The sequence below is a fragment of the Thalassospira sp. CH_XMU1448-2 genome, assembly GCF_037027285.1.
Lineage (GTDB): Bacteria > Pseudomonadota > Alphaproteobacteria > Rhodospirillales > Thalassospiraceae > Thalassospira > Thalassospira profundimaris_C.
On record NZ_JAYMEA010000003.1, the window covers coordinates 56714 to 81486 of the forward strand.

Consider the following 24773-nt stretch of genomic DNA (forward strand, 5'->3'; position numbering starts at 1 on the left):
ATAAAGATTGCAAGCCTTCTAGGGCAATCCGGGCCTCAAGACGAGTGTGCCCGTTCACAATGCGATCATGCCACCTCGAACCGGATCGGCTGGGCACCTTCCCACAGCGTCATTTTACCAAGTTTTTCAAGGTCATCTAGATTGCTGGTCACCGTGATGAAATGGTTCCCGGCAAGCTGGCCGACCTTGGAGGCGAAATGAACGCCGCCATAGGCCAGCAGGATTTCGGTTTCGCTGATTCCGCCGGGATAAAGGATGATCTGGCCCGGTGCGGGGAAGCTGGTGTGGTTTTCATAACCAACACCGAACTGATAATCGCCCAGCGGCATCCAGACACCCTCGCCGCTCCAGCGGACATGGACGGCCTTGCTTTCAAACGGCATGCGGTCAAGAAACGCCTTGCAGGTCTGTGGGGCTTTTTCGGTTTCAAGCACGCCGTCAAAGGTGAACGGGCCTGCGGTGATCTTAATCTTGGTCATCTTGGATCCTACGAAATCAGAGTCATCCAGCCCAGCGCCATTACAAGACTGATCAACGTGATCGGCACGCCAAGGCGCGCATAGTCTGTAAATGAAATCACCGTTCCGGCCTTTGCCGCCTGTTCAACGGCAATGATATTGGCGACCGAGCCAACAATCAGAAAATTACCCGACAATGTGCTGAAAACAGCCAGGCCATGCAACATGCTTTGCGACCAGTCCGGGCCAAGGGATAGCAACATCATCACCAGCGGCACATTGCCAATGGTGTTTGATCCGGCAAGTGACAGACCGACAAGAACTGCTGGCTGATCAATATGAAGCGTGATCAGGATGTCACGAAAGAACCCTGCAATCACGTCATCGCCCGACATTGCGCCGGTGACAATGAACAACCCGCAAAACAGCGCCAGCAAATGCCAGTCGACCCGCCCCAGGACCTGATCCGTGCCAAGCCTGCGGCTAAGCAACAGCATGGCAACAATCAGCAGGCACCACAGCGCACGTTCATCGACAAGGATAAAGATCAGGATCACGGCAATGGTTGCCGCCACCGCCTTGATCAGCATCGGACGATCAGGCAACACGGCCGTTGCGTCCGAACCGGCTGCGATCCTTTCGACCTGCTGTAACGCGCCACGCGTCATCGGGCCATAGACCAGCACGGCATAAACAGTCAGCAACCCGATCAGGGCCGGAACACCGCAAACCATCAGGAATTCGATGAAATCAAGCTGCCCAAATTCGGCAATCATCAGGTTTTGCGGATTGCCGATCAGGGTCGCGGCCGACCCGGCATTGGCCGCGCAGGCCACCGCTATGACAAAGGGTTTTGGATCAAGGCCGCGCGCGATCACCCCTGAGATCAGGATCGGCGTTACCGCCCAGACCACCACATCATTGGTCATGACCGCCGACAAGCCACCGCAAATCATGATCACCCCGGCAAGCAATCCGCGCGGTGTCAGATCAAGATGGGTAATGCGATTGCCGATCCAGTCAAAAAAGCCGCTGGCTGCATATTGAGATGACAGCACCATCAGGGTCAGCAAAACCGACAGGGTCGCAAAATCAATTGATGCCAGCGCCTGATCCCCGTTGACAGCGCCAGCCAGCAACAGGATCAGCGCCCCGATCACGGCAATTCCGGTGCGATTGATCGCAAGCCCCGGCCAGCGCCCCAGCGCCATGCCGAAATAGACCCCCGCAAAGACAGCAACAATCAACCAGTCCAATTTGCAACATCCTGTTCTGATAGAAGTCCAGACCCTGCGCGATGTTTAGCGCCAACAAACCCCTCAGGCACGATCATTTTTTGGCTATTCTCCCTTTCCCCACCCGGCAAGCATTAACGATGCCGTTTATGGGGCTTCAATTGAATGAACCTGCAGTTGCGCACCGTGAATTACTATTGTAAAGTTTTGCAAGAACAAGACCCGGAAAAAATAGAAAAATCAGGACTTTCCGGTACGAACGGTCAATTTTGAACCAATGTCACTTCCGTAATTGATGTTGGTTGATAGTTGGACTTGCGCCTCCACAGATCATCAACCTCGCCATCAGGAGTATCAGGGATATGACAAACGAAAACCTGACCGCCGGATCCGTTCCGTCGCCAGCATTTTACCGGCTTGCCAGTGACCAGGGTCGTCCGCTTTCGACCTCGCAGCCACAGAACAGTTTTTCCTTCGACCGTTCGGATGAGGATCTCGGCATTTTTCCCGGCCCGCGTCCGGGGGGACCATTTTGCGGTTATGGCATTACGGGCGACGCTGAAATGTCCCCCCCTGCAAAAAGCCTGACCCGTAATGACGAAGAGCTCGGCATGTCCGGCTACCCTCGTCCCTGTCAGGGTGGTTCCACACCATGCATCATCTCTTCGGATGAGGAACTGAGTGTCTCGATGCATCAGATGCAGCAATGCTTCGGCTGCATTAGTGGTGATGTCTGAGGCACTTAAAGGCAGCTAAGAACCTCAAGCCCTGCATTTCAACGCGATTGCCGATATCGGCAATCGCATTTTTCTTGTCTTTTGCTCTGTCGAGAAACCCGCGATGCGATCCTGTCCTTCCCCGCTGACAGCAACGCTATCTGTTACGGAATATGATCCATCCACTATGCAAGACATGCTCTATCGCGCAGTTGAGGAATGGGGCTTTACCAAGCCGGAATCGGATTATTACGATTTCTGGCAATCCATCCTGAAAAATCCCTTCGACCGTCTTGCGGCACTGGTCATTGCCACTCACAACGATCAGTGCATCGGTGTGGGCCTGGCGCACTGGCGTCCCTATTTTTCTGAAGGATGCAGAAGCGTTGTCTACATGGTTGCCGCCCCCTATCGCAATCAGGGCGTGGGGGATGTCCTTAAAGACGGGATGGACCGTGTTTTTCAACAACGAGGCCTGACACATCAATATGCACTGGTCACGCCCGAAAATGCCGAGATCATTCCATTTCTGGAGCGTTGCGGATTTACCGAGAATCTACACGAGCGCAGCTTTCGTTTCTGCTGGGATGGCGCCCCCTATTCTTATATCCCCGTGCCGGGTTTGACCCTTTATCCTTTTGACCGCGACCATTTCGACCCCAAGGTTGCTGGCGAACTGGCCGATTTTTACAACCGAGCCTACAGTACCGAACATGTTCATCCGACAGTCACCAGCGATCTGATCTCGAAGCTGATCAAAACTGACGATGCCTGGATGGTTTATGCCCGTGACGATGCAACCGGACAAATTGCCGCCTGTACTGAATGTGCCCGTTTCGGGATGTTTTCAGGGATTGCCGTCTTGCGCCCATGGTGGGGAACCGGACTTGCCAAATGGATCACCGGCTATTCGCTGGATGAGTTTCAAAAAATGGGAATAAACCCCCTTTGGTCGATGGTCCGTGAAAAAAACGCCGCCTCGATACGCCTTCACAAAAGTGTGGGGTCTTATGAAAACGGCTATTGCAGGCATTTTATCTCGGAAATCCCGGATCAAGATCCGGTTGCGCCTCAAACAGGTGAAACAGCCCCCGCAACGCGCCGGTAACACTTCCCCGGTTCATGCAATTCCATACCATTGAGCACCTGTTTCAGACCTGACATGAAACATCACCCAGGTCCCGGATATGCACAAATTGCAATGCCCCATACCAAAATGCGTGAACTCATCTTCTTGCAAACCGAAAACACGGCCTTTTGAGCCATTTTGTGCGTTGCCGCATGTGTTCTTCGACGATCCTGCGATTGTTTCAGGACAAAAAGGGTGAAAATTTCACTTGCGCGGAAAAAGCAACAGGCGTAAATCGCGACTTGCCCAAAGTCGCACGTGCCTGTGGTGGTCCTGCTTACTGGAACCCTGTAGGACTTACTTAAAGCAACGACGGTGTAGGGCTTTTTTGGTCTCAGGTGGCGTCCAAATCCACCGACACTAAAGAGGCACACCATCATTGCCCACGTGCGGAACGGGACATCCCATTCCATAGCGAGGCAGACTTACTTCGCAGTTCCGGTTGGCCCCGGAGCTTTACAGCACGCAGGTAGTCCGCGTCACGCGCCTCCACCGCGCCCATACGCATCAGGTACCGGCACGCTGCCATATTCGTGGAATGGGAGAACGCCCCAATGGCAACTCAGCGTATTATTGATTTTCTCGCACAGAACCGACCGGAAGGCCCGTGCCTTGTTGTTGATCTCGACGTTGTTCAGCGCAACTACGAGACCTTTACCCGTGCCCTGCCGGATTCCCGCATTTTCTATGCGGTCAAAGCAAACCCGGCCCCGGAAGTTCTGAGCCTGCTTGCCGACCTTGGCAGCAACTTCGACACAGCATCCGTACCCGAAATCGAAATGGCGATGGCCGCTGGTGCGACGCCTGAACGTATTTCGTTTGGCAACACCATCAAAAAAGAACGCGACATTGCGCGCGCTTATCAGATGGGTGTTCGCCTGTTCGCCGTTGATTGCGTCGAAGAAGTCGAAAAAATTGCCCGTGTTGCGCCAGCATCGCGTGTCTTCTGCCGCATCCTGACCGATGGTGTTGGTGCAGAATGGCCGCTGTCGCGCAAATTCGGCTGCGCACCAAGCATGGCCCTCGAAGTTCTTGAACATGCCCATCACATGGGTCTGGACGCTTATGGCGTATCCTTCCATGTTGGTTCGCAGCAGTGCAACCTTGATGCCTGGAACACCGCACTTGCAGAAGCATCGGCGATCTTCCGTACCCTGGCCGACAAAGGCATTGTCCTTCGCATGGTCAATATGGGTGGGGGTTTCCCGACCCGTTACCTGCGCGACGTACCGGCGACCGAAGCCTATGGCTCGGCGATCATTGACGCGCTTCACACCCACTTTGGCAATCACATGCCCGAAACCATTATCGAACCGGGCCGCGGCATGGTTGGTGATGCCGGCGTGATCAAAGCCGAAGTCGTTCTGATTTCGCGCAAGCACGAAGATGATCCGGTGCGCTGGGTTTACCTTGATATCGGTAAATTCGGTGGCCTTGCCGAAACCATGGATGAAGCGATCCGTTACCCGATCACGACCATTCATGATGGTGGCGATGTTGCCCCGTGCGTGCTTGCAGGTCCGACCTGTGATTCTGCCGACGTGCTTTACGAGAAAAAACCTTATGACCTTCCGATTGCCCTGACCATCGGTGACGAGGTTCTGATCGAAGCAACCGGCGCTTACACCACCACTTATGCATCTGTGGCGTTTAACGGCTTCTCGCCGCTGACCGCCTATATCATCTGACCCTTTCGGGAAAGACAGATCAGTGATCACGATTGATCGCGAAGGCCGCTTTGACCACGTCGAACGTGAAAAGCTGCTTGATCGCGTCATGGGTCCGGCGCGTTTTCAGAAATCTTCTGAAATCCTGCGCCGCGACCGGCTTCCGGCGGACGGTCTTGCGTTTGTCGCCCACGACGGCAAACAGCTGATCGGTACTGTCCGGTTATGGAATGTCAATGCGGGTGACAGTGGCTCTGCCCTGTTGCTCGGTCCGCTGGCCGTTGAAAAGGTCTATAGCGGATCGGGTGTTGGTGCCGGTCTGGTTTACGCAGCCCTTAACGCTGCGCAATCGGCTGGTCACCGTTCGGTTCTTCTTGTCGGAGACCCGGATTACTACGCACGCTTTGGCTTCAAGGCCGCACCGGCAAGCGGGCTTTTGATGCCCGGCCATTTTGATCGTCACCGGTTCCAGGCGATCAATCTTGGCAATGACGACGTCCTGACCGGCGCGCAAGGTATGCTTTACGCAACCGGTGCCATGGCCCACTAAGGCAATAAAAAGAATTCCGACTTTGAAATCCCGGTATGGCTAGCCCCCTGCCGGGATTTTTTTATTCCAGACGGTGTACTTCTTGAAGCGCAGTCAAAAAAGCCCCGCAGCATATGCGGGGCTTTGTGATGGATATCCGAAACCGATCCGGACTAGCAGGTCTTTTCCGACAGCCAGCCAACAAAGGTTGCACCATCTTCAAGCCGTTCATGGCTAAAGCATTTGCCACCGGGATAGGCACCGGTTACCGGGGTAAAGCGGACATCGTCTTCGCCGGGCAGAATGTTGGTGGTCGTTTCGACCAGTTCGGTGTGAACCGTGCCAAGACCATCGGCCGGAACAAGGCAATCATAACGACCACCATTGCCATTGACCGTACGCACGCCAACCATGCCATGGTTCATTGGCCAGGCCTTGAGCACCGACACAAGATCGCCGGGATTTTCGGCAAGACAGGCGATGATGGCCGGTTGCAAATCTTCGAAATACTCGGTCCAGAGCCCCTTGCCCGCGGCTTTAAGCTCGGCCACCTTTACGACCGGGAAATTGCCCGGTGCCAGCGCAAGGCTGACAGGCTCGGCCGAAACGGCGCAATGGGTATCGCCCGACGGCGTTTGCCAGATTGCATCTTCGCCCTTGCCGCGCAATTCATAGATTTCATTGCCATAGCCATATCCAGATCCGGTCTCGATCCGAGACAGCGACAAGGGTTCGCGGCCAGGGAATTCAACAATGGCGCGTTCAATCCGCTTTTCGAAGGTTACCGAAAACCGGCTTTTGTCGTCGCAGACAAATATTTTCGGGCCAGCGGCCTCGGTCGGGTTGGTATTCATCTGGGCCAGCATGGCGTCAATTCGGCTGAGTGCGACCTTGCTTTGGGCCAGCGCACCGCTGACTTCATGCTCATCGGGGCTGCTTGCGATGCCATTGACGGTTTTGGTCCCTGATGAAAAGCGCCCCTGGGCAAAATCAAGCTGCAGGCTGTATTGAAGCGGCGTATCACTTTCCGCGCCCCCGAAATTGACACGGGTCGCATTTTCGGAAAATCGCAGCAACTGGTTGTTGCGGTAATAAAGCTTCACGTCGGACTTGCCGTATTTGCCAAGGTCGCGATGCTCCTCGACCATCATCGGTTCGCCTTCAGGCGACACATAGGCCTTGTAGGTGACGGTATGATCGCTTGCGACATACTGACCGGGAATGACCCGCATGGCCGAAAGCCGCTCCTCGATCGCGGCAATGTCGCGCGAAATGTCCGTGCCGTTGGTTTTGCGCGCCCCGTCAGAAAGCGTACGTGCGACCGGACGTACCAGAATTTCAACATCGCTTGGCGCACCGCGCGTCAGAACCCCATAGGACTGATCATTGCGGAACAAGGTATCACCATTTGCATTGACGATTTTTGCCTCGATCGCATAACTCATGCGCGGGTCGATCTTTGCCGCGTCATAGGGCAGAACGAAGACCATCGGCGGACTGGAAACCGGCTGGCGCAGGGATGCGATTTCGACCGATGGCGCATCGGCGCGCGACACATCAAGCAGCCGCACGACAAGAAACGCATTGTCTGGCGACAATGCTATGCGTTCACGATAGGAAACCGATCCGGTGACCTTGGTCGTGCTGGTTTGAAGTGCAGCACAGCCCGATAAAATCGTGACCATGCCAACGGCAAATAACGCCCTTACCCACATTTTTGCGGACGATACTGGATTCATTGTGACCCCGGTTTGCTCGTATTTTGGAGTGTGCGTTGCTCTGCACACAATGTTGCCGCCAAAAATACCTAAAACCAAGGCCAAAAAGCGGCAAAGGTGTTATTTCCCAATCAAATGCTGCCATGCGGCCATTGCGGCCCCCGGATCTGGACGCATATCGTCACGATCAGACAGATGCCCGGTATCCGGGATGCCCTTGGCTGATCAGCCGGCAAAACGGGTACAGGGCAGCCCGGCGACATCGGTCTGAATCGACAGAAGTGCGCCTTCAAGTTCGTTGCCATTGCCCTCAAGCCCGACCGAGGCCGAGGTGATATAAAGGGTTTTAAGGTCCGGCCCGCCAAACACACAGCTGGTCGGCTGGGTCACCGGCAGATCTATGATCCTGTCGATTTCACCTGCCGGATTAAAGCGGATCAGACATCCCCCGCCCCAGCGCGCGTTCCAGATATAGCCATCTGCATCCATGGCCGATCCATCCATATTGCCACGATCCTGCGGACCAAAGAAGACGCGCGGATTGCTGGGCACACCGGTTTCCATGTCAAAATCATAGACATTAAGCGTGTTTTTGATCGTATCGCCAAAGAACATTCTTGTGCCATCTGCCGACCAAAGCAGCGTGTTCGAAATCCCGATGTCAGACAGGAAACGGGCTGTCTCCCCGTCAGCTCCGACCCGGTTAAGCGTCCCGGTCGAAGCCGTAACCGGCAGGTCTTCGCCATTCGGGCCGATATTGTTTTGCATGGTGCCGTGCCAGAAACGCCCGGCCGGATCAACGCGACTTTCATTGGACCGATTGCCGGCATGGTCACTATCGGGGGCGACAAACGGCGTGGTTTCCCCGCTTTCCGGATCAAGGAAAGCCAAACCATCGGCAAGTGCAACCATAAGACCGCCATTCTCGCGCGGGACAATTGCAGCAACCGGCTGATCAAAGGTCCAGCTGCGTGATCCGCCATCATTGGGGCGGAGCGCATAGGCGGTTTTCCCGACGATATCCACCCAATACAGGACACCTTCCCGGGAGTCCCAATGCGGGCCTTCGCCCAATGTACATCGCAGGTTTGGCAATACGGTTTTCACGTTGGCCATGATTTCTCCCTGATATTCTGGGCGGTCTTCCGCGCTGGTTTGCCCGATCATTCAATGCAGTATCCGTTGACCCGCATCGGATCGAAGTCGTTATTTCTATTGCTACCCGGAATGGGAAGTTCTGAAAAGTCATTTTGTATGATGATTATTTTTCCCGGCCAAAATTTTCCCAGATGCAATCGCAACTCGGTTGCAATTTCTACAAGTAATTGATAGGCATTCTCATATCATCATTGGCATGCCGTCATGACCTGGCCAATTGGTATGGGCGGCCCTGCCCGATTACTGCATTTACGAGTTTCCAGCATATGTTCGACCTCCAAGACGTTACCTTCAAAAGTGACGGCAAAAGCCCAAAGACGCTGCTTGAGAACATCACGGTCAATTTCCCGACCGGAGCATTCAGCGCGATTGTCGGCCATAACGGATCGGGCAAAAGTACGCTTTTGAAATTGCTTGCCCGCAAGAACAAAAAGCATTCCGGCACCATCACCCTTGATGATGCGGTTCTCGAACATCACGGCACGCGCGATTTCGCCCGCAAGGTCGCCTATCTGCCGCAAAACCCGGTGGTGCCACCGCATCTGAGCGTGCGCGAACTCGTCGCATTCGGACGCTATCCCTGGCGCGGCGCATTCGGGCGCTATCGCGCCGAGGATCATGCCAGGATCGACCAGGCGATGGAACTGACCCATGTCACCGGCTTTGCCGACCGTCTGGTTGCCAGCCTTTCCGGCGGGGAACGCCAGCGTGTCTGGCTTGCGATGCTGCTGGCACAGGATGCACCGGTTCTGCTGCTGGACGAACCGACATCGGCCCTTGATGTCGGCCATCAGCGCGACATTTTGCAACTGGTCGCCAATCTGAAAAATCACGGCAACCTGACCGTGATTGCCGTTCTGCACGATATCGACATGGTGGGACGTTTTGCCGACCACATCATTGCCTTGCGCAGCGGTCAAACCTGCTGGCAGGGCACAGCCCGCGATTTCATGCAGGGCGAAACCCTTCGCGATATTTTCCAAACCGACATTGATGTCATCCATCTGCCCGACCATGACCGTTTCGTCAGTTTTGTCGCCTAGCGCGCCTGACATGCGGAAATGATCGACCAACAGGGATCAGGAATATTTACCATGCGCACCCGTTTGATCAGCCAGATTACGGCAAGCTGCCTTGTGACCATGGCGTCATTGTCGCCCCTGAGTGCAACAGCCCAGACCGCAAGCCAGACTACCGGTCAGACCATCAGCCACGAAATGGGCGACGTGACCTTTGAGACCACGCCGACCCGCTTTGCCGGATCGAACTGGGCGCTGACCGAAAGTCTTCTGGCACTTGGCATTGATCCGGTTGCCGTGCCTGAGGCAGATGGCTATCGCGCGTGGGTCGTCGAACCGGAACTTCCGGCCGAGTTTGCCGATCTGGGCACCCGCCGCGAACCGAATTTCGAGGCGCTGCGCGATGCCAAACCCGACGCGATCCTGATCAGTGCCGATGTTGCCATGGCCTATGACAAACTCTCAGTCATCGCCCCGACACTGGTCTATTCGATCTATAATACCCAATCGGGCGAACCCGCCATCGACCGTGCGGAAATGTTATTGCGCAATGTCGCAAAAATCGCGGGCAAATCCGACAAGGCCGAAGATGTCATCACATCGGTCAATGCACGGATCGATGCCGCAGCCGCGCGTATCCGTGACGCGGTTGGTACGGACGCCAGATTTGCCGTCGTCCGTATCATCGACGAGGCCCATTTCCGCATCCATGGCAAAACATCGCTGTTTGGCTCGCTGATTGAACGCATGGGTTTTGCCAACGCCTGGCAAGGTGACGTCAATGGCTGGGCTTTCCATAACGGCGATGTGTCCGATCTTGCCGGGATGGGCGATGTGCATTTTGCCTATATCGAGCCGATTGCCCCGACCGTTCAAAGCCGTTTGCTTGATACCGCGATCTGGAAGGCCATGCCCTTTGCCCGCAACGGCCATGTTTATCCCGTGCCCGCAAGCTGGACCTTTGGCGGGGTTTTGTCCGCAGCGCGCTTTGCCGAACTTCTGGCCGATGCCGTGACCGGCACCCGGACCACCGCAACCGGATCGTAAATCATGAAGACCATACGCGCTGCCTTTCGTTGTCTTGTCCTTTGCGTCGGCCTTGTTGCCGTGAACGGCACATATGCCAAGGCTGATCCGATCCGGATTGAACATGAACGCGGGATCCTTGAACTTCCGGCACCGGCAAAGCGGGTGGCGACGATCAACTGGTCCTTTACCGAAACAGTGATTGAGCTTGGCCTGTCGCCCGTCGCGGTCGCCGATCCACAGGATTATGCCGACTGGGTCGCAGAACCGAAACTCCCCGATGGTTTTGTCGATCTTGGTCAACGGTCATCCCCCAATCTGGAAGCCCTGCGTGCCGCCAAACCCAACCTGATCATCACCATTCCCGATATCGGCATGAGCTATGAAAAGCTTTCCGAGATAGCCCCGGTTCTGGAATTGAAGCTGTTTGATGAAAAGCGCCCGGCATTCGAGGCCGCACGCGATGTTTTCGCCAAGATCGCCAAGGCAACCGGACGCGAAGCCGAAGGACAGGCATATCTGGCACATGTTGATGCCAAGCTGGCCGAATATGGCGAACGCATAAGGATGGCGCTGGGCCCCGATCAGAAACTGAATGTCATTTATTTCTTTGATGAAAGCACGATCGGCATTTTTGGCGGCACGTCCCTTCCCGGATCGGTGATGGCCGCGATGAATGTGCCCATGGGTTTTACCGGTGAGGTCAATAAATGGGGCTTTGCACGTGGCGGGCTTGAACTTATTGCCCCCTATGCAGAGGGAAGCGTGGTTTACACCAACCCTGTGCCCGACGCCATTCTGGAGAAAATGTTTGCATCCCCGATGTGGAAATTCATGGCCTTCACCCGCAACAACCGGGTCTATGAGCTTCCGGTCGTCTGGATGTATGGCGGTGTTCCATCATCACTTCGCTTTGCAAGGCTTTTGACCGAAAGCATCGAGAACGGCCCGCATCGATGACCAATAACCGTTCCCGGCTTCCCGCTACCTTCCTGATTCTGCTTGGTCTGTCCTGTGTCGGTGTTCTGATCACGGATTTCTGGCCGTTCCTGCAGAAAGGACTGGCTGGGCAGGTCATGTTCAGTCCCGATGAAACCGACTTTGACCAGATCCTGTTTCATTACAGCATCCTGCCCCGGCTTGCGATGGCGTTCCTGTGCGGGGCGGGACTGGCCTTGGCCGGTGCGGCAATCCAGACAGTATTGCGCAATCCGCTGGCCTCCCCGACCACCCTTGGCGTCGGGGCCGGTGTTGAATTTGCCCTGACCATCTTCCTGCTGATTGCCCCGGCATCAATGGCACTCTTTCAGGAAGCCTTTGCCCTTGCCGGGGGCATGATTGCATTGGGTGCGGTGTATCTGATTGCGTCAAAGCGCGGCAATGCGACACTGTGGCTTATTCTGGCCGGTATGATCGTCAATCTGCTGTTGCAGTCGGGATCGCAGATCGTCTTGCTGTTTAACGAGCAATATCTGCAATCGATCTTTATGTGGGGGGCCGGTGATCTGGCCCAGAATGGCTGGGAGGCGACCGAATTTGTGCTGCCGCGTGTGATCATTGGCATGATCGCGGTTCTGGCCCTGTCGCGTCCGCTGGATTTGCTGGCACTGGGCGATGAGACGGCCAGTTCGCTTGGTGCCAAAGTCACGACCTTACGTCTTTTGATCCTTGGCTTTGCTGTCTTCATCACCGCATCGGTGATTTCGGCGGCGGGCATGATCGGTTTTGTCGGGCTTGCGGTTCCTGCCGCGCTGCGTATTGCCGGACTGACCCGGTCACGCGATCTTATGATCTGTTCGGTTGTGACCGGCGGGTTTGTTCTGGTGCTGATTGATTTTATCGTGCGCCAGTTTAATGGCCTTGGCGGCGATGTTTTGCCGACCGGGGCAGCAACCGCGCTTTTCGGGGCCCCTTTTATCATCCTGATCCTGCGCAAGGCCCGGATCATGCCGGGCACCCAAAGCGAAGATCAGCACAGCGATCAGGAAATCATATCCAAAACGCGGCTGACCGTGATCCTTGGCGTCACGCTTGTGGCTGGTATCTTCGTCTCGCTGTTTGTGTCGCTTGATGGCAATGGCCTTGTGTTTCTGGGCTGGAATGCGGACAGTTTCGATATCCTTCTGGGTCGCTCGGAACGCAGTTTTGCCGCGATGATTTGCGGCGCGGCACTTGCGGTTTCAGGCACGCTTATCCAGCGCGTCGGGCGCAATCCGCTGGCCAGCCCGGAAATTACCGGGGTCAGTTCGGCCACTGCACTCGCCATGATCATTGCCCTTGCCATTTTCGGGTTCGGGCAACGTGCCGAACTGATGATGATCGGGGCAGCAGGCGGGATCATATCGCTGTTTGTGTTGCTGATCCTGTGCCGCAAATTCACCCATGCTCCGCATTACATGCTGCTCAATGGTCTGGCCCTGACCGCGATCCTGGGGGCGATGGTCCGCATCGTTCTGACGCGCAGCGGCACACAGACATCCATGCTGATGTCCTGGCTTGCCGGGACGACATACTTCACCAATATGGATGAAGTCCTGATCGTTGCCGGGGTGACGGCGGTGTTGCTGGTGGTGGCGATTGCGCTTCGTCGCCCGCTTGAACTGGCATCCCTTGGCACCGATCAGTCGGTGTCGCTGGGTCTTGGCATCACCGGTTTCCAGTTTGCCATGATGTTACTTGCAGCAATCCTTGCGGCCAGTGCCACCCTGCTTGTCGGGCCGCTTAGTTTTGTCGGCCTGATGGCCCCGCATCTGGCGCGCGTTGCCGGTTACCGGCTGGCGGGCGGGCATTTGCTGGGGGCTGTTCTGATCGGGGTCAATGTGATGATGGTGGCCGAATGGCTGGCACGGAACATGATCTATCCGGCACAGCTTCCCACCGGGCTTGTCGCCGCCCTGATCGGCACCGGATACTTCCTGATCCTTGCGGTGCGCAAACGATAATAATCCCGTGCGTCAGACAATATCTGACGCACGGGCCATCCACGCAGCCTTACTGATCCGCGATATAATCGCCTTCGAATTTCCTGAGCTCGTCGGTGATTTCATACCAGTCGGGTTTGGATGCGGTATGGATATGAAGGGATGGTCTGATCTTTGGATCATCATCAAGGGCCGATGCCGCAACCACGTAAATCGACCCCGAAGACATATCGCCAAGCGATGTGCCGCATTCCTTGCAAAAGCAGCGTTCGAACTTTGAATCAGGTCCGCTGTACCGGCCAATCACATCATCACCTGATCGCAGATGAAAGTCATCGGCCTTGCCGATCACCACGGCGGAAAACACGCCTGCCGCTTTGCGACAGCGCGAACAATGGCAGTAGCTCAGCGATGATGGCGTGCCCGAAATTTCAAACCGGACCTTGCCACACAAACAGCTTCCCTTGATCATTTCTCATCCCTTTATTTTTAATTTCAGAGAAAAGAACATAACATGAACATTTATCACATTCCAACCCCGTCACAATAATTTATCAATGAGATCAGTCTGCTGACACTGATGGCCAATCGCGCGCCAGGGCAAAGGCGTCGTCAAGTGTGACGACATGCCGGACCGGAAATGGCAGCATGCGGGCAAAGTTGCTGTGTTCAGGATCATCGCTGCCATGGCTGTGAACATTTCCGTCGCCATGATGATGGCCTTCATCAACGCGAATAAGGCCCTTGGCGAAATGCCCCAGCCGGTCGCGATTGTGCTTAAACCAGATTGCCGCCTGTTTGCGGATTTCATGATCCTGATCGACAAAACCCGACACAAGAAAAATCAGGATTACCGGATCGCTACGCGCGGCCAGATCATCGAGTGCAGTCAGATAGGCCTGCCCGTCCACATCACTTTGACGGTCAATCATTTCAAACAGAACGATATCATCGGCCAGATTGCTTGCGCGAAACATAAAAGGGTCCCCTATGCGCAAATAGCCCGGCGAAAAAATCACCGGGCCATTGCGCGTGTTAACGAAATTAACTTCAATCAACCTGATCAGAATTCACGACGGAACCCGATGGTAATGCTCCGCCCGTGCCCGGCAACGGCATACCCGCGAAGGGCCGTTGCTGCCGGGTTTTCGTAACTGGTACCAAGGATGTTCTCGATACCAAAGCGCGCGGTCCCGCCCAGCACCGGATAGTTGCCCATCAGGTTAAAGACGAGGCTTGGCTTGATCTTGGCGGTTTTGATCTCGTTACGCGCCGCCGTATAGGTCCCGTCAAGGCGCATATTCAGATCCCCCCAGACATAGCTGTCGACATATCCGGTAAAGCGGAACGGCGACGGAATACGGTTATTGGGAAGCGGACTGTCAAGATCACCATCCTTGTTGGTGTCATAACGGCCTTCGACATAGGAAGCCAGGGCACCGACATAGGTATCGTCAGTGATGTCATATTCCCCGGTCAGCTCGGCCCCGAGAATGCGTTCCTTTTCCTGACTGAGCGAGTTGGTCGCGGCATCGAAATTGTCGCCACGTTCGTTGGTGCTCATGTAAACAGCACCCGTGGTACGGAAATCCTGCCCGTTATAACGCGCCGCCAGCTCGTAGGTTTTAACCTTGGAGGCCTCGACATCCAGTGCGCTGAAATTCATTGGCACGCCGCTAAGACCGGCACGACGGGTATAGGCCCCGACATCAGGAACAGAGAAACCTTCGCTATAGCTGAGTGAAGTGTCGAACCGGTCTGTCCAGTGAACAACAGCAGAGGCGTTATAGGTCACCGCACTATAGGTCGTATTGCCCCCGGTATATTGCGCGGCGGCAAGGATGGCCTGACCTGCACCGGCGTTATAGCGCATATAGTTCGGACGCAGGAAATCCTTGACCGTCAGGTCGTATTTTTCATAACGCACCCCGCCGGAAAGGTCGACAAACCGGGTTACCGGCGCACTCAGCTGCGCAAATACGGCCCGGCCGTCCTGCTTCATCGGGGCACCGATATCACGACCGCTGATCGTACGATATTTGACATCATCAAAGGTCAGATCCCCACCCCAGGTCAGGGTAAGTCCGTCATAGGCCGCATCAAGGCTGGTATCGGTCGAGAGCTTCACCCCGTATTTGACCGTATCAATCACCGACTGCCCCAGCGGGTCTTCGACCGAACCGTTGTTGGTCAGTGCCACCAGTGCCGGGTTGTAGCTTGAATGGTAATCGGCACGCGCAGCCTGTTTGTAGCTGTCATTGTAAAACAGCTTCAGATCGCCGGTACCGATCTTGCCGAAATCATATTCGTAACCGGCAGTGAAATACTGGCTTTCATCTTCCAGCGGCTGGGCGGTGTAGGGATTATCATAGTCAACCGACACCGGATGGGTCGTCAGATCGACGTTATATTCAATGTCCTGACGGAACCGGACAATCTCGGTCGACAGGAACAGGCGATGCCCGTCGGCAACGGTCACACCGGCCTTGCCAAACAGGTTCAAATCCTCGGCATTGTCAAAGCCCCCCTGCCCCAGCATGGCATCGGATGGCACCTGATTGCCATAACCGTCATAGGCATTGCCGGTTTTCGAAGCCGTCACACTGGCGGCAAGATCGACCGCGCCGACACCGCCACTGCCCGAAAGCGTCAGCGACGGCGAAAAACTGTCACCGATATCATCGGTATAGCTGGTCATATGACCATCGACGACAAAGCTGTTATTTCCGACTTCGCCGGTCCTGGTGATGATGTTGATGGTTGCCCCGGTCGCTCCATCACCATTCATGGCATTCGACCCCGGAATGACTTCGATGCTGTCGACCTGCGCGATATCGATCATCGACAGAATGCGGCTGCTGTTACGAAGCGGCGTATTGCGCGACACGCCATCGACCAGCACCTGAACATCACGACCACGGAAAGTTTCCGTGCTTGAAATCAGGCTTTGATCATCGAACATGAAGCCCGGCACGGTGTTGCGAATGACATTGGTAATGTCGCTGCTTTTGGCCATCTGGGTTTCGATCTGATCACGACCAATCACCACAACCGATGGCGACATGGATTTGATCGAACGGCGTGATCGCGTGGCGCTGACCACGACATCGGGCAGAACCATGGCACCGTTATCCCCCATGCTTTGGGTCGGCACCGGTGCAATGCGCACACTATCATTGGTGACAAATTCAAACTGGTAACCACTTCCGGCCAGAAGACGCCCCAAGGCATCAGCAGCACTTAGCTCGGCCGATATTGCCGCACTATCAAGTCCCGACAGATCCCCCTGCACGATCAGTTGCAGACCGAACTGATCGGCCACCTGATCAAGGGCCGCACGCAGATTGCCCGCGGAAATGCTGACCTGTTGCATGGCGGCGGTTGTATCCTGTGCCGATGCCATCGGCACTGCCGTAATCATCAATGTCGCCACAAGCGCGCTGGTTCCCAACAGGCGCGACATCCCGAAATTCTCAGCTTTCAAAGCTTAACCCCTTCGCTCGAAGATAATAATGCAAATCACTATTATCCTCATGACGAATGACATCAGGATTTGAGGAGTCCATTTTTTCTATTTTCTTGAAATTATTCTGAAGCCGCCCGGAAATGCGCTTTCCTGCAAACCATAGGCGGCCAGAATTGCATCATGGGCACTTTCGGGTTTCGCAAGATCAAAGCTTCCCGATACGGTGATTTCATCCAGGCGGGGATCACGCACAAAGGTCAGACCACCCAGAAGCGGGGAAAGGCGCGCCAGCAATTCATCAACGGGCATGTCATCAACAATCCAGCGACCACCGCGCCAGAGGGCGACGCGATCCGGGGCCACATCGGCATAATACAGGTCACCATCCGCATCCTGCCATGCAGACCGCCCCGCGATCAGACGGGCCAGACGCATCTTGCGATCTTCGAGATCGACCGTGCCCTCCGCAACCTCGATGCGGGCATGACCGCCCCATTTGGATGCACTGAACGCGGTTCCAACGGCAATGGCCGTGAACTGATTAAGATGAATGCGCAAGGGACGGGTTGCATCCTTGGCGACTTCGATGAAAATGCCGCCGTCCAGAACCGTGATATCGCGCAGGGTATCGCTGTAATTCAGGCTGACGCGGGTTCCGGGCTCCATCCAGACACGCGATCCGTCTGGCAGGGAATGAACTTCTGTCACCGCCGAAACATTTGCCGCCGCCACCAGATCGGGGGCCGGTTGCAGGGCGGAATAGGCAAACAGCCCCACCAGCAACAAGCAGGTTACCAGGGCAACAAGCGGGCGCGGCCGACGCTTGGCCGATCGCATTCCAGGCAACCGCCCATCCCCGCCTTCAAGTGCACCCAGCCGTTCCAGATCACGGCGAATACCCTCTTGATCAACCGGCCGTTTGTCCTGATCAGAGGCAGATGAAGATGGCCCGGACAATGCCGTGTCGGCCGCCACAATTTCCATGCTTTGCCAAAGCTGACAGGCCCGCACAAGGCGTTGCGGATTTTTCGGATCGGCATCCTGCCATGCGGCAAATGCGGCTTCTTCAGCCGGGGTCAATCCCGATTGATCAAGGCGCACTGCCCAAAAATCAGCAATGTCATCATTGCTTTGGCAGTCTTCGGGATAGCGGAATTCTGTCATGGCAAAGGCATTATCCGGCTTCTGGCTGCGTGACCTGTTATCTTATAGACGTCGGGGCGCGTCATTTGAGGATGTCTAGTTTTCATGACGCGCCAGAACCTGTTTGCAATGTCCAAGCGCCTGACGCAAATGCTTTTCCACCATATTGCGACTGACACCAAGATGTTCGGCGGCCTCGGTCGGGCTGAAATGATCGCGTTTGCACAGCAGGAACACCTCGCGACAGCGTGGCGGCAGATCATCAATCGCACGTCGGACGATCTCAAGCCGCTGACGATCAGAACTGATCTGTTCAGGGGTGACAGACTGCCTGCCTGCACCATCCATCTCGCTGATCGCGACCGGGTCATTGAATTCAACCGGATTGCGTTTGTGACGACGCAAGGCATCAATTGCCAGATTGGTCGCCATACGCATCAGAAAGGCCGGAGGATTGTCAATCTGGGCCGGGTCGACATTGCGATGGCGCAACTGCACATAAAGATCCTGCAACACATCCTGGCTTTCGTCGCGCGTCGGCAGGTATTTTTGCACCTGTCGCAACAAACGGTCATGATATTGCTGATAAAGATTATCCCAGGAACGGTCACAGACCGCCATAGCTGCACATCCAGAATTCGATAATGATAACTGTTATCATTTTCATTCATGCTTATAAGCAATCCTGACCATGCGTCAATTCAAAAAGCATACGCCCTCTTCGACCATTCCCCGTGGGAAAGACCCGGGGTTAAAACCTGCATAGCGATCTGAAAATCTTGCTGTGTTCACCACACAACAACTAACGATTTAAGCCCCAACTCTGTGCCGGATCCGTTCTAATGACAGAATGCGAAACCGCCAGACGGTGCGAGTCCCGGTACAGAAACCCCACATGTGCTCTCAGAACGGCATTGTTTCGCCCTCTATTAATCGAAAATAGCCGCCCAAAGCCCACCCTAAAGAGTAGGAATGAACTGTCTATCCGTCGTGTAAATTAGATTTTGCTCGACAAGAGGATATTTTACTTATAGTTGTTATTCTCGCTTTATTAATAATTGCGAACTTTACACGTAGTAAACCATCGCCACTTTCCAGGTAGGAAAACCAATGGCACTCAACATTATTTCCAACTATGCGGCAAATGTTGCGCATCGCAATCTGACTGCGTCTGATGCAATGGCAACCAAGTCGCTTTCAAAGCTGTCATCTGGCACACGTGTTGTCTCAGCCCGGGACGATGCGGCATCGATGGCAATCGGCGCGCGCCTTAACGCGACGACGCAGGCGCTTAAAACTGCCTCGGTCAATGTCGGGCAAGCCAACTCGATGTTGCAAATTGCCGACGGCGGCATGGCCACCATTGACGACGTTCTTGTCCGGATGAAAACACTGGCCGTACAGGCATCGTCAGGCAACCTGTCAGACGTGGAACGTGGTTTCCTCAATGACGAGTTCGTCCAACTGCGTGACGAGATCGACCGTATCGCGTCCTCGACCAACTTCAATGGCATCCAGCTGCTTGGCGATGGGGGTGACGTTGCAATCAATCTCACGCCTGCCATCAGCAATGCAGCGCTTACGCCCGCTTTCGGCTTTGACCAGTTTGCTATCACTGACAACAATTACTGGGCACAGGACGCCACTGCAGATGGTGTCGACGATAACGGGCTGGAGATACGGATCCAGGAAATTGGCGGTAATCAGGTCATTATGACGGTATTGACGGCGATTGATGGCACGCTGGACCGGACCCAATCAATCGACGTCACTGATTTTGCCGCGACCGGCGGGTCACAATCCATTGCTGCTGGCGGGAGCAAGATGCTCAATTTTGATGAGCTCGGACTCACAATTACAGTAAACACCAACTTCTCGGACTCAGTTGATTACGTTAGAGCCGGTGCCGCAGGTTCCAATGATTTCGGGTTTAACTCGGCCAATACGGATTTCATGGGATCTGGCGTCGATACATCCGGTGGCCAGTTCTTCTTCATGGAAGAGGACAAGGGCCAGCAGCTTTCCGACTCAATTGATTTCCAGGTCGGTGGCGGCAACACCGCAAATGATCGTCTTTCGATTAATTTGACCGCCGTTGACTCTGCTGTACTGGGATCATCTGGTATCGGTCAGGAAACGCTCGAGGATCTTGGCGCGAACGCTGTTAACACTGCTGCTGGCGCCCAGAACGCGGTCGAAGTTGTGACACGGGCGATTGACGACCTTCAGCGCGCTCGCGCAGCCATCGGCACATCCCAAAACCGTCTGGACTTTGCGGCCCAGAACCTTGCTTCGACGCAGGAAAATACGGAATCAGCACGTTCCACTCTGCTTGATCTGGATGTTGCCGCCGAAATGACGTCCTTTACATCCAAACAGATTTTGGTTCAGTCAGGGGTTGCGATGCTGGCCCAAGCCAACCAGATGCCGCAAAACCTGCTGCGGTTGCTGCAAGGCTAGTGAACAACATCTGACAAACTTTTTGACGCACCCTACCTGATGCAACGATGGCCCGAACGAGTTTCGTTCGGGCCATCGATTTTAGGCGGTTCCGAGATCGAAAGCCGATCTTGGATCAGTCTTCGAAATGGCCCTTGGCGGCAAATCCACCGCCCTGATAGATCACTGCCGGATCATGGCGATCTTCCGGGCCAAAGGCCGCTTCGATCTCGGCACGGAACTGTTCGGAGCTGTCTTGCGGTTTCCAGCCAAGGAAGTCCGCATGATCATTGCTCCACCATTTGGATTTGTTGTCCGACACACCATAGACCACCAGATGGCCGGTCATGGGGACATCAAAGATCGCCTTCATCAGCGAAATAAAGTCACGCGGGCTTAGCCAGGTGGACAGCATCCGGCGATCACGCGGTTTTTCAAAGCACGATCCGATCCGCACCGAAACCGTTTCCACATCGAACTTGTCGTAATAATAGCTTGCCACCGCCTCGCCATAGCATTTGGTGACACCATAAAGGCTATCGGGGCGCAGTTCGGATTTGTCATCAAGCTTGGTGGTGCGCTTGTGGAAACCGATTGCATGGTTGGAGCTGGCAAACATGATGCGTTTAACGCCGTTCTGACGCGCCCCTTCATACAGGTTATAGGTCCCGGCAAGATTGGCCTGAAGAAGGTCGTCAAAGGCTGCTTCGATCGAAATACCGCCAAGATGAATGATGCCATCAACATCCCTGGTCAGTTCGATCACCGCTGCACGATCAGAGAGGTCGCACTGCACGACTTCCTCATTCGGGCCTGCCGGGTCCATCGGGGAAATGTCGGACAGGCGAATGACATCGGCATAGCCCTTAAGCCCCTCGCGACAAATCTTGCCAAGGTTTCCACCAGCACCGGTAATCAGCAAACGTTTCATAGGTATCCTCTTTGATATCGGTTTTGTCCGCGATCAACTCGCCCCGAACACAAGGTTCGGCAGCGTCATTGAAATCGCCGGAATATAGGTTGTCAGCAAAAGCGCGCTCAAGATCGCCAGATAGAATGGCCAGATCGACTGAACTGCCTTTTCGATTTTCACCCCGCCAATCGCGCACCCGACAAATAGGCACGAACCAACCGGCGGCGTACACAGGCCAAGGCCCAAATTCATCATCAGCACCATCCCGAACTGGATCGGGTCCATGCCAAACTGTACCGCCAGCGGCAGGAAGATCGGCGTACAGATCAGGATCAATGCCGCCATATCCATGATCATGCCGGCAATCAGCAGCATGATATTGATCAGCAACAGAACCATGATCGGATTGTCGGTGATCCCGGTGATCGCCTCGGCCAGCGCATCAGGCACCTGATAGAAGGCCAGCATATAGCCATAGGCCGATGCACAGCCGACCAGCAGCATCACAAGGGCTGTGGTCTTGGCCGATTGCCGCACGGCGGCAACAAAGCCTGTCCAGCTGAGTTCGCGATAGACAAGCCCGGTAATGATCAACGCATAGGCAACGCCGATGGCACCCGATTCCGTAACCGTGAAGACACCGCTTAATACCCCGCCAACAATTATGACCGCCGTAAAGAAGCCCGGGATCGCCCGCACCGCCGTGCGCCAGACAACACCCCAGCCCGGAAACGGTTCAGCCGGATAGCCATGCTTGATCGCCACAAGCCAGGTGGCAAGACCCAGCAGCAGGCACATGATCACGCCCGGAACAACACCGGCCATGAACAACTTGGAAATCGAAATCCCGCCACCTGCGGCCACCGCATAAAGGATCATGTTATGGCTGGGCGGGATCATGATCCCGGCAATCGATGATGTCACGGTGACGTTAACGGCGTAATCGGCGCGATAGCCTTCCTTTTTCATCACCGGAATAAGGATCGATCCAAGGGCGGATGTATCAGCCACCGCCGATCCGGAAATGCCGCCAAACAGCATGGATGAAAACACGTTCACAATGCCAAGACCACCCCGGCGGCTGCCGACAAGGGCGGTTGCAAATTGCACAAGGCGCGAGGCAATCCCGCCATGAAGCATCAGCTCACCGGCAAAGATAAAGAACGGAATGGCCAGAAGTGAAAAGGCCGAAATACCCGATCCGATACGCTGAAAGGCAATCAGGGTCGGAAGACCTTCATAGAAAAATGCGCCAAGGGCCGCAATGCCAAGTGCTATGGCAACGGGCATGCCAATCAGAATACCGATGGCAAACACGCCCAGAAGAATGGTCATGCCCATTTACTCAATATCCTCGTTTAACAAATCGTCATGGTAAAGGCTGGCATTTGAAATGGTTTTCCAGCGGGTGATGATTTTAAGAATATGCACCAGACTGTAAAAAGTGATCCCGGCCCCGCAAACCGCCATCGGCACCGAACGCCATCCGTCAGAAATATGAATGATCGGCATCTGTTTGGCCCAGTTAAAGGCCACCAGATCCATCCCGCCCATCAGCATCCAGTAGCCGAACCAGGCCATGGCCGCGTAGCTGATCGCAGCGACAATTGCCGCAATCCTTGGCGGCAAGGCATCGCGAAAAAACGATACCGAAAGATGGCTGTTGTCGCGCATACCGGCCGCTGCCACGGGAAAGGTAATCAGAACAATAAGGATCAGGGAGATCTGTTCGACCCAGGTCGGTGTTTCGTTCAAAACATATCGGCCAAAGACCAGCCAGGCGAAACTCGGGATCAGGGCCACAAGAGCCAGACCACCAATAAGGTTCAGAACCCCGGCAATCCCCCCGCCCAGACGGTCAATCAAATTGATAAAGCTGGAAAACATCTATGCGCCGCCAGAATTGGATTAATCAGCAACAGAACCAGAAATAGAATAACCACAGACAGAAAGAAGGGCGACGATATCATCGCCGCCCTTCGGACCGTTCATGTTTTATTTCTGAGCATCCTGGATGGCTTTGACCAGATCGGCCAGATCCGGGTTGGACTTCAGGAAGTTGTCATAGACCGGCTGCATTGCATCCTGGAAAGCCTGCTTGTCGGCAACTTCGTTGACCGCGATACCGGCAGCAATGACTTTTTCCTTGGATTTCTCGGCACGTGCGGCCCAGGCAGCGCGCTGTACGGTGACCGATGCATCAGCCGCTTCCTGAACGATTTTCTTTTCGTCGTCCGACAGGCTGTCATAAAGCGCCTTGTTGATGCACAGGCATTCCGGAAGGATCAGGTGCTGGGTCACCGAGTAGTATTTGGCAGCTTCGAAATGACCCGAGCTGTCATAGGACGGATAGTTGTTTTCCGCACCATCAATGACGCCGGTTTTCAGCGACTGGTAAACTTCGCCATAGGCCATCGGGGTTGCGTTACCACCGAGGGCCGCGACCATCTGGACATAGAGATCGTTGCTCATCACGCGGAATTTCATCCCCTTGAGATCCGCCGGGGTCTTGATCGGGTGCTTGGTGTTATAGAAGGAACGCGCACCGGAATCATACCAGCCAAGCGGCTGCAGACCGGCCTTGATCAGGCCATCGGCGATCTGCTGACCGGCCGGACCATCCATGACCTTGTGCATGGCATCGACGTTTTTAAAGATGAAGGGCAGCGAAACAACGTTTGCTTCGGGGGCAACCTCACCAAGCGGGCCGAGATTGAAAACAGCCCAGTCCAGACCGCCAAGACGGACCTGCTGGATCGCATCAGGCTGGTTGCCCAGAACACCGCCGTGATAAACCTTGGCTTCAAGGTCGCCACCGGATTTTTCATTGATGATTCTGGCGAATTCTTCCATGCCGGTCGAAACCGGATATTCCGGCGGATGGATGTTCCAGCCGCGCCATTCTTTTGCCTGCGCACCGGCTGCCAGCGCCATCGATACCGCCGCTGCAGCAATCGTCAGCGTCGTGGTTTTAAGAAGATTGTTCATTAGGTTTCCTCCCGAGACATTACGTCACTTGCGTTAAAGCCTTGTTTTCCCTGATGGGAACTTTTTATTGTCGTATAATCTTACAATTCATCACTTGTAAGGACAACTGTAAGATTAGTTAACAACTAGTCTAACAGACCAGGTGGTCATTCTGTGCGCCTGTTTTTTTTGTGGCGTCACAAATCGTGATCCCGGCAGAACCACCTGCCGGGATAAAAGGCAGGCCCCAAGTCATTGCGGCCCACCCG

22 protein-coding genes are annotated in these 24773 nt (G+C 54.9%); 9 read left to right on the plus strand and 13 right to left on the minus strand.

Going from position 1 to position 24773, the window contains the following annotated elements:
- Nucleotides 1–65: 65 nt before the first annotated feature.
- Nucleotides 66–479 carry a DUF3830 family protein gene (locus tag WA318_RS12730; protein ID WP_114099457.1) on the minus strand — a complete coding sequence of 138 codons (414 nt, stop codon included), beginning with the start codon at nt 477–479 and terminating at the stop codon, nt 66–68.
- Between the two features lie 8 nt (nt 480–487).
- Nucleotides 488–1714, minus strand: coding sequence for an SLC13 family permease (locus WA318_RS12735; RefSeq protein ID WP_336081593.1), 1227 nt, complete (start codon nt 1712–1714; stop codon nt 488–490).
- 341 nt (nt 1715–2055) lie between these two features.
- Between WA318_RS12735 and WA318_RS12740 the strand changes: the two genes are divergently transcribed.
- The 4 genes from WA318_RS12740 (at nt 2056) to WA318_RS12755 (ending at nt 5755) form a co-directional block, all read left to right on the plus strand.
- On the plus strand, nt 2056–2430 hold the full coding sequence (locus WA318_RS12740; RefSeq protein WP_336081595.1) for a hypothetical protein: 375 nt from the start codon (nt 2056–2058) through the stop codon (nt 2428–2430).
- A gap of 166 nt (nt 2431–2596) precedes the next feature.
- The gene (locus WA318_RS12745; protein WP_336081598.1) at nt 2597–3517 is read left to right on the plus strand and encodes a GNAT family N-acetyltransferase; all 921 of its coding nucleotides are present in this window, start codon (nt 2597–2599) and stop codon (nt 3515–3517) included.
- A gap of 575 nt (nt 3518–4092) precedes the next feature.
- Nucleotides 4093–5226: a type III PLP-dependent enzyme gene (locus WA318_RS12750; protein WP_114099453.1), complete on the plus strand. Its 1134-nt coding sequence runs from the start codon at nt 4093–4095 to the stop codon at nt 5224–5226.
- A 22-nt stretch (nt 5227–5248) separates the two neighbouring features.
- Nucleotides 5249–5755: a GNAT family N-acetyltransferase gene (locus WA318_RS12755; protein ID WP_336081601.1), complete on the plus strand. Its 507-nt coding sequence runs from the start codon at nt 5249–5251 to the stop codon at nt 5753–5755.
- A 152-nt stretch (nt 5756–5907) separates the two neighbouring features.
- Here the strand turns inward: WA318_RS12755 and WA318_RS12760 are convergent, their stop codons facing one another.
- Both WA318_RS12760 and WA318_RS12765 read right to left on the minus strand, forming a co-directional pair.
- Nucleotides 5908–7473 carry a YbaY family lipoprotein gene (locus WA318_RS12760; protein WP_336081603.1) on the minus strand — a complete coding sequence of 522 codons (1566 nt, stop codon included), beginning with the start codon at nt 7471–7473 and terminating at the stop codon, nt 5908–5910.
- Nucleotides 7474–7677: 204 nt separating this feature from the next.
- Nucleotides 7678–8568, minus strand: a complete 891-nt coding sequence (locus WA318_RS12765; RefSeq protein WP_114099503.1) for an SMP-30/gluconolactonase/LRE family protein — start codon at nt 8566–8568, stop codon at nt 7678–7680.
- A 308-nt stretch (nt 8569–8876) separates the two neighbouring features.
- On the opposite strand from WA318_RS12765, the gene WA318_RS12770 reads away from it, so the two are divergent.
- From WA318_RS12770 to fhuB, 4 genes are read left to right on the plus strand one after another with little or no spacing between them, the layout of a single operon-like run.
- Nucleotides 8877–9653 (plus strand): ABC transporter ATP-binding protein, encoded by a 777-nt coding sequence (locus WA318_RS12770; RefSeq protein WP_336081606.1) that lies wholly within the window; start codon nt 8877–8879, stop codon nt 9651–9653.
- Nucleotides 9654–9704: 51 nt separating this feature from the next.
- Nucleotides 9705–10676: an iron-siderophore ABC transporter substrate-binding protein gene (locus WA318_RS12775; RefSeq protein WP_336081608.1), complete on the plus strand. Its 972-nt coding sequence runs from the start codon at nt 9705–9707 to the stop codon at nt 10674–10676.
- Nucleotides 10677–10679: 3 nt separating this feature from the next.
- Complete coding sequence (locus tag WA318_RS12780; RefSeq protein ID WP_336081610.1) at nt 10680–11615, plus strand: ABC transporter substrate-binding protein; 936 nt, start codon at nt 10680–10682, stop codon at nt 11613–11615.
- Nucleotides 11612–13597 carry a Fe(3+)-hydroxamate ABC transporter permease FhuB gene (gene fhuB / locus WA318_RS12785; protein WP_336081612.1) on the plus strand — a complete coding sequence of 662 codons (1986 nt, stop codon included), beginning with the start codon at nt 11612–11614 and terminating at the stop codon, nt 13595–13597. Before WA318_RS12780 ends, fhuB begins: the two co-directional genes overlap by 4 nt.
- Nucleotides 13598–13646: 49 nt before the next feature.
- Here fhuB and WA318_RS12790 read toward each other — a convergent pair whose 3' ends face one another.
- The 5 genes from WA318_RS12790 to WA318_RS12810 all read right to left on the minus strand — a co-directional run bounded on the left by WA318_RS12790 (nt 13647) and on the right by WA318_RS12810 (nt 18806).
- Nucleotides 13647–14048 (minus strand): GFA family protein, encoded by a 402-nt coding sequence (locus WA318_RS12790; protein WP_114099447.1) that lies wholly within the window; start codon nt 14046–14048, stop codon nt 13647–13649.
- Between the two features lie 91 nt (nt 14049–14139).
- Nucleotides 14140–14553 (minus strand): hypothetical protein, encoded by a 414-nt coding sequence (locus WA318_RS12795; RefSeq protein ID WP_336081615.1) that lies wholly within the window; start codon nt 14551–14553, stop codon nt 14140–14142.
- Nucleotides 14554–14639: 86 nt separating this feature from the next.
- A complete protein-coding gene (locus tag WA318_RS12800; protein ID WP_336081617.1) occupies nt 14640–17060 on the minus strand; it encodes a TonB-dependent receptor in 2421 nt (806 codons plus the stop codon).
- Nucleotides 17061–17147: 87 nt separating this feature from the next.
- Entirely contained in the window at nt 17148–18206 is a 1059-nt protein-coding gene (locus WA318_RS12805; protein WP_336081619.1) for a FecR family protein, read from the minus strand.
- 75 nt (nt 18207–18281) lie between these two features.
- Nucleotides 18282–18806, minus strand: coding sequence for an RNA polymerase sigma factor (locus WA318_RS12810; protein ID WP_114099443.1), 525 nt, complete (start codon nt 18804–18806; stop codon nt 18282–18284).
- 489 nt (nt 18807–19295) lie between these two features.
- Here WA318_RS12810 and WA318_RS12815 point away from each other — a divergent pair, with 489 nt between their 5' ends.
- Complete coding sequence (locus WA318_RS12815; protein ID WP_336081621.1) at nt 19296–20645, plus strand: flagellin N-terminal helical domain-containing protein; 1350 nt, start codon at nt 19296–19298, stop codon at nt 20643–20645.
- A 115-nt stretch (nt 20646–20760) separates the two neighbouring features.
- Here WA318_RS12815 and WA318_RS12820 read toward each other — a convergent pair whose 3' ends face one another.
- From WA318_RS12820 to WA318_RS12835, 4 genes are all read right to left on the minus strand, one after another.
- Complete coding sequence (locus WA318_RS12820; RefSeq protein ID WP_336081624.1) at nt 20761–21555, minus strand: NAD-dependent epimerase/dehydratase family protein; 795 nt, start codon at nt 21553–21555, stop codon at nt 20761–20763.
- Nucleotides 21556–21588: 33 nt separating this feature from the next.
- A complete protein-coding gene (locus WA318_RS12825; RefSeq protein ID WP_336081626.1) occupies nt 21589–22878 on the minus strand; it encodes a TRAP transporter large permease in 1290 nt (429 codons plus the stop codon).
- Entirely contained in the window at nt 22879–23424 is a 546-nt protein-coding gene (locus WA318_RS12830) for a TRAP transporter small permease (RefSeq protein ID WP_114099439.1), read from the minus strand. It lies immediately after the preceding gene.
- Between the two features lie 108 nt (nt 23425–23532).
- Nucleotides 23533–24525 carry a TRAP transporter substrate-binding protein gene (locus tag WA318_RS12835; protein WP_336081630.1) on the minus strand — a complete coding sequence of 331 codons (993 nt, stop codon included), beginning with the start codon at nt 24523–24525 and terminating at the stop codon, nt 23533–23535.
- Nucleotides 24526–24773 lie beyond the last annotated feature (248 nt).

What these genes read in the sequence shown, in the direction of transcription:
- WA318_RS12820 (WP_336081624.1), bottom strand. Translation starts at nt 21,555, where the DNA reads ATGAAACGTTTGCTGATTACCGGTGCTGGTGGAAACCTTGGCAAGATT.
- WA318_RS12790 (WP_114099447.1), bottom strand. Translation starts at nt 14,048, where the DNA reads ATGATCAAGGGAAGCTGTTTGTGTGGCAAGGTCCGGTTTGAAATTTCG.
- WA318_RS12830 (WP_114099439.1), bottom strand. Translation starts at nt 23,424, where the DNA reads ATGTTTTCCAGCTTTATCAATTTGATTGACCGTCTGGGCGGGGGGATT.
- WA318_RS12780 (WP_336081610.1), top strand. Translation starts at nt 10,680, where the DNA reads ATGAAGACCATACGCGCTGCCTTTCGTTGTCTTGTCCTTTGCGTCGGC.
- WA318_RS12770 (WP_336081606.1), top strand. Translation starts at nt 8,877, where the DNA reads ATGTTCGACCTCCAAGACGTTACCTTCAAAAGTGACGGCAAAAGCCCA.
- WA318_RS12730 (WP_114099457.1), bottom strand. Translation starts at nt 479, where the DNA reads ATGACCAAGATTAAGATCACCGCAGGCCCGTTCACCTTTGACGGCGTG.
- fhuB (WP_336081612.1), top strand. Translation starts at nt 11,612, where the DNA reads ATGACCAATAACCGTTCCCGGCTTCCCGCTACCTTCCTGATTCTGCTT.
- WA318_RS12795 (WP_336081615.1), bottom strand. Translation starts at nt 14,553, where the DNA reads ATGTTTCGCGCAAGCAATCTGGCCGATGATATCGTTCTGTTTGAAATG.
- WA318_RS12745 (WP_336081598.1), top strand. Translation starts at nt 2,597, where the DNA reads ATGCAAGACATGCTCTATCGCGCAGTTGAGGAATGGGGCTTTACCAAG.
- WA318_RS12760 (WP_336081603.1), bottom strand. Translation starts at nt 7,473, where the DNA reads ATGAATCCAGTATCGTCCGCAAAAATGTGGGTAAGGGCGTTATTTGCC.
- WA318_RS12835 (WP_336081630.1), bottom strand. Translation starts at nt 24,525, where the DNA reads ATGAACAATCTTCTTAAAACCACGACGCTGACGATTGCTGCAGCGGCG.
- WA318_RS12805 (WP_336081619.1), bottom strand. Translation starts at nt 18,206, where the DNA reads ATGACAGAATTCCGCTATCCCGAAGACTGCCAAAGCAATGATGACATT.
- WA318_RS12750 (WP_114099453.1), top strand. Translation starts at nt 4,093, where the DNA reads ATGGCAACTCAGCGTATTATTGATTTTCTCGCACAGAACCGACCGGAA.
- WA318_RS12740 (WP_336081595.1), top strand. Translation starts at nt 2,056, where the DNA reads ATGACAAACGAAAACCTGACCGCCGGATCCGTTCCGTCGCCAGCATTT.
- WA318_RS12775 (WP_336081608.1), top strand. Translation starts at nt 9,705, where the DNA reads ATGCGCACCCGTTTGATCAGCCAGATTACGGCAAGCTGCCTTGTGACC.
- WA318_RS12765 (WP_114099503.1), bottom strand. Translation starts at nt 8,568, where the DNA reads ATGGCCAACGTGAAAACCGTATTGCCAAACCTGCGATGTACATTGGGC.
- WA318_RS12825 (WP_336081626.1), bottom strand. Translation starts at nt 22,878, where the DNA reads ATGGGCATGACCATTCTTCTGGGCGTGTTTGCCATCGGTATTCTGATT.
- WA318_RS12810 (WP_114099443.1), bottom strand. Translation starts at nt 18,806, where the DNA reads ATGGCGGTCTGTGACCGTTCCTGGGATAATCTTTATCAGCAATATCAT.
- WA318_RS12815 (WP_336081621.1), top strand. Translation starts at nt 19,296, where the DNA reads ATGGCACTCAACATTATTTCCAACTATGCGGCAAATGTTGCGCATCGC.